Here is a 3,880-nt window from a genome sequence, read left to right as displayed (position 1 = left end):
TCCTGCGGCTTCGCCGTCCCACGAAAGACGAATGAACGCGGCTGATGCCCCCTTTCAACCGATGCCCTTGACAGGGCAGGGGTGCGCACTTCATTTCGGCTTTGATCAACCGGCCCGGATTTAATGCTTCAGACAACCACCAAACCACCTCTGACGATCCGGCTCTGCCAGCCGCGCGGTTTTTGCGCCGGTGTCGACCGTGCCATCCAGATCGTCGTGCTGGCGCTGAAGAAATATGGCGCGCCGGTCTATGTCCGCCATGAGATCGTGCACAACCGCTACGTCGTCGAGGGGCTGCAAAGCCTTGGCGCCGTCTTCATCGAGGAACTCTCCGAGATACCGGCCGAACATCGGCAGTCGCCCGTCGTGTTCTCGGCGCATGGCGTGCCGAAATCGGTGCCGGCGGATGCGAAGGCGCGCAATCTCTTCTATCTCGATGCCACCTGCCCGCTGGTGTCGAAGGTCCACAAGCAGGCGATGCGCCATCAGCGGCTCGGCCGCCATGTGCTGTTGATTGGTCACGCCGGTCATCCCGAAGTGATCGGCACCATGGGCCAACTGCCGGACGGAGCGGTGACGCTGATCGAAACCGAAGCCGATGCCGCAAAGCTCTCGCCCGCCGATCCGCAGGCGCTCGGCTTCGTTACCCAGACCACATTGTCTGTCGAGGACACCGCCGGCATCATCCGCGCCTTGCAGGATCGCTTTCCGGCGCTGCAGGCACCAGCGGCGGAATCGATCTGCTATGCCACCACCAACCGCCAGGAAGCCGTCAAGGACACCGCGCCGGGCGCCGATCTCTATCTGATCGTCGGCGCCCCCAATTCCTCCAATTCGCGACGCCTTGTCGAAGTGGCGGAGCGTGCGGGCGCTACGATGTCGCTTCTCGTGCAGCGCGCCGCCGAGATTCCGTGGAATGACATCGGCAACATTTCGACGCTTGGCCTGTCGGCCGGCGCGTCGGCGCCCGAAATCATCGTCGACGAGATCATCGACGCGTTCCGGCAACGCTTCGATGTCACGATCGATCTTGCCATCACGGCCACGGAAACCGAGGATTTTCCAGTCATGCGGGTCCTGCGCGATGTCGAACTGACGCGGGCCGACATGGCCTTCGTCAATGGAGCCGCGTAAGGCACATGGCGGTCTACACCGACGTTGCGGAAGGCGAACTCGGCGCATTCCTGAAGCACTATCCGGTCGGCGATCTCCTGTCCTACAAGGGCATCGCCGAAGGCACCGAGAACTCGAACTTTCTGCTGCACACCTCCAGCGGCTCCTACATCCTGACGCTCTATGAGAAGCGCGTCGAGAAGGCGGATCTGCCGTTTTTTCTGGGGCTGATGGGCCATCTCGCCAACAAGGGCGTGTCCTGCCCGCTGCCGGTGACCGCGCATGACGGCAGCGTCATCGGCACGCTCGCCGGCCGGCCGGCGGTCATCATCACCTTCCTGGAAGGGCTTTCGTTGCGGCGGCCCACAGCAACGCATTGTGCCGAGGTCGGCAAGGCATTGGCGCAGTTGCATCTGGCCGGTGCCGATTTTTCGATGACGCGTCCGAATGCCCTGGCCATCGACGGCTGGCGCAAGCTCTGGGATGCAGCGCGCGATCGCGCAGACGAGGTCGAGCCGGGCCTAGCGGCCGAGGTCGATGCCGACTTTGCCGATTTCGAGCGCAACTGGCCGAAGGACCTTCCCAAAGGCATCATCCACGCCGATCTTTTCCCGGACAACGTTTTCTTCCTCGGCGAAAAACTGTCCGGCCTGATCGATTTCTATTTCGCCTGCGACGACCTCTACGCCTATGATGTCGCCACCTGTCTCAACGCCTGGTGCTTCGAGAAGGATTTTTCCTTCAACCTCACCAAGGGCAAGGCGCTGCTCGCCGGCTACCAGAGCGTCCGGCCCCTGAGCGACCAGGAACAAGCTGCGCTGCCGGTGCTGGCGCGCGGTTCGGCGTTGCGCTTCATGCTGACCCGGCTGTACGACTGGCTGACCGTCCCCGATGGCGGGCTGGTGATGAAGCGCGATCCGACCGAATACATCAGAAGGATGCGGTTCCACCGGGCGATCAAATCTCCTTCGGAATATGGATTGGCCTGATATGGGGTATCATGAGCAAACTGGTTGAGATCTTCACCGACGGCGCCTGTTCGGGCAATCCCGGCCCTGGCGGCTGGGGCGCGATCCTGCGCTTCAACGGCACCACCAAGGAGCTTTCCGGCGGCGAAGCCGAGACGACCAACAACCGCATGGAACTGTTGGCCGCCATTTCGGCGCTGAACGCGCTGAAGGAGCCGTGCACGGTCGACCTTCACACCGACAGCAAGTATGTCATGGACGGTATTTCCAAGTGGATCCACGGCTGGAAGAAGAACGGCTGGAAGACCGCCGACAAGAAGCCTGTGAAGAACGGTGAACTTTGGCAGGCGCTCGACGAGGCCAACAAGCGCCACAAGGTCACCTGGAACTGGGTCAAGGGCCATGACGGTCATGTCGAGAACGAGCGCGCCGACGAGCTTGCGCGCGAAGGCATGGCGCCGTTCAAGAAAGGTCCGTTCAAGCCTGCAGCAGCGGCAAAGCCTGCTGCGCCGGCCAAACAACCGGCAATCGCGAAAGTGCGGCGCTCTACCCAGAGCTATTGATTTCCGGAGCGGCGCGGCTCTCAGGTACGAAGAAGCGGATCAGCCGGCGGGGGTGGCAACTACTACGATATCGGCGCGCACCGCGTTATCTACTGCTGGCTGCCGATCGACTGGCCAGCGCAGTTGTAGACCCTTATCGGATCAGCAGCGCCGTGCCCCAAAGCCCAAGTGCGAACACGGTGTGCGACACCAGATTCAGCGCCCGGATCAGCATCGGGTTGGGCCGCTTCGAGGCCGCCCAGCCGGCGCCCATGCCGGGTGCCAGCAGGAACCAGCCGGCGCCGACGGTGACGATGCCGAGGATGAAGGCCGGCAGGAATGTCGGCGCGGCAAGCCAGCCCGCTCCGGCCAGCACCACCAGGATGATGCCGTAGACGATGCCGACAAAATAGTGAAAGGCCCAACCCAGCGCCTTTTCATGCACGTACGGTGCGGCACCGCCGATATCGTCGTGGAAGACCTTGTCACGGAGATGCCAGACCCAGCGACCGACCGGCCCCCAGTTCGGCCGTGGCTGGCCGAACGCCTTGTGCAGGAAGATGGCCCAGAGATCCATCAGGACGGTGGCGCCGATGCCGATCGCGATAGCGCGCCAGAACATGTCAAACATCGCTAGAATCCCCCCAAACGCAAGCCCTGGGCTACAAGCGCGATCGTCGTTCCACACCCCACGCCGCGCTGAACTTCAGAGCTGTCCCAGAATATGAGCCGCGCCGGACTCGTCGACACCAGGCTTGGTCTCGACATTGAGCGCGGTGACCTTGCCGTCGTCGACGATCATCGAAAACCGCTTCGAACGCAGCCCCATGCCGCTGGCGGAAAGGTCATTGTCGAGGCCTACCGCCTTGGCGAAATCGCCACTGCCGTCGGCGAGGAACATGATCTTGCCCTCACCGCCGGTGAAGTGCGCCCAGGCGCCCATGACATGGACGTCGTTGACCGAAACGACGGCGATGGTGTCGACGCCGCGCGCCAGGATGGCATCGTGGTTCTCGAGATAACCCGGCAAATGGTTGTTGCTGCAGGTCGGTGTGAAGGCGCCGGGAACCCCAAACAGCACGACCTTCTTGCCCGGGAAGATCTCGGCCCCGGTGATCGGCTTGGCGCCATCGGCGGTCATCGTCTTGAAGGTCACGTCAGGCAGCTTGCCGCCAACGGAAATGGTCATGGATTCCTCGCTTGGGAAAATGGGGAAGGACGTGTCTTTGCCTAGCGAACCCGACGGCTTCCTGCAAC

Annotated in this window: 5 protein-coding genes; 3 read left to right on the top strand and 2 right to left on the bottom strand. The window is 62.6% G+C overall.

Annotated elements, in window-relative coordinates; genetic code table 11:
* Window positions 1–123 precede the first annotated feature (123 nt).
* From ispH to rnhA, 3 genes are read left to right on the top strand one after another with little or no spacing between them, the layout of a single operon-like run.
* Complete coding sequence (gene ispH / locus EN964_RS27980) at window positions 124–1,134, top strand: 4-hydroxy-3-methylbut-2-enyl diphosphate reductase (protein ID WP_023808604.1); 1,011 nt, start codon at window positions 124–126, stop codon at window positions 1,132–1,134.
* 5 nt (window positions 1,135–1,139) lie between these two features.
* Window positions 1,140–2,102, top strand: a complete 963-nt coding sequence (locus EN964_RS27975; protein WP_127270022.1) for a homoserine kinase — start codon at window positions 1,140–1,142, stop codon at window positions 2,100–2,102.
* Between the two features lie 11 nt (window positions 2,103–2,113).
* Window positions 2,114–2,644, top strand: coding sequence for a ribonuclease HI (gene rnhA / locus EN964_RS27970; RefSeq protein ID WP_127270020.1), 531 nt, complete (start codon window positions 2,114–2,116; stop codon window positions 2,642–2,644).
* A gap of 133 nt (window positions 2,645–2,777) precedes the next feature.
* Here the strand turns inward: rnhA and EN964_RS27965 are convergent, their stop codons facing one another.
* Both EN964_RS27965 and EN964_RS27960 read right to left on the bottom strand, forming a co-directional pair.
* On the bottom strand, window positions 2,778–3,254 hold the full coding sequence (locus EN964_RS27965) for a DUF2938 domain-containing protein (protein ID WP_127270018.1): 477 nt from the start codon (window positions 3,252–3,254) through the stop codon (window positions 2,778–2,780).
* 75 nt (window positions 3,255–3,329) lie between these two features.
* Entirely contained in the window at window positions 3,330–3,812 is a 483-nt protein-coding gene (locus EN964_RS27960) for a peroxiredoxin (RefSeq protein WP_127270016.1), read from the bottom strand.
* Between the last annotated feature and the right edge of the window lie 68 nt (window positions 3,813–3,880).

Source organism: Mesorhizobium sp. M7A.F.Ca.CA.001.10.2.1, from assembly GCF_003998575.1.
Lineage (GTDB): Bacteria > Pseudomonadota > Alphaproteobacteria > Rhizobiales > Rhizobiaceae > Mesorhizobium.
Note: the sequence above shows the minus strand (reverse complement) of the source record. Positions and strands in the feature narration are given on the sequence as shown.

Bases quoted from the DNA above. Each gene is read 5' to 3' on its own strand.
- ispH (WP_023808604.1), top strand. From the start codon at position 124: ATGCTTCAGACAACCACCAAACCACCTCTGACGATCCGGCTCTGCCAG.
- EN964_RS27975 (WP_127270022.1), top strand. From the start codon at position 1,140: ATGGCGGTCTACACCGACGTTGCGGAAGGCGAACTCGGCGCATTCCTG.
- rnhA (WP_127270020.1), top strand. From the start codon at position 2,114: ATGAGCAAACTGGTTGAGATCTTCACCGACGGCGCCTGTTCGGGCAAT.
- EN964_RS27965 (WP_127270018.1), bottom strand. From the start codon at position 3,254: ATGTTTGACATGTTCTGGCGCGCTATCGCGATCGGCATCGGCGCCACC.
- EN964_RS27960 (WP_127270016.1), bottom strand. From the start codon at position 3,812: ATGACCATTTCCGTTGGCGGCAAGCTGCCTGACGTGACCTTCAAGACG.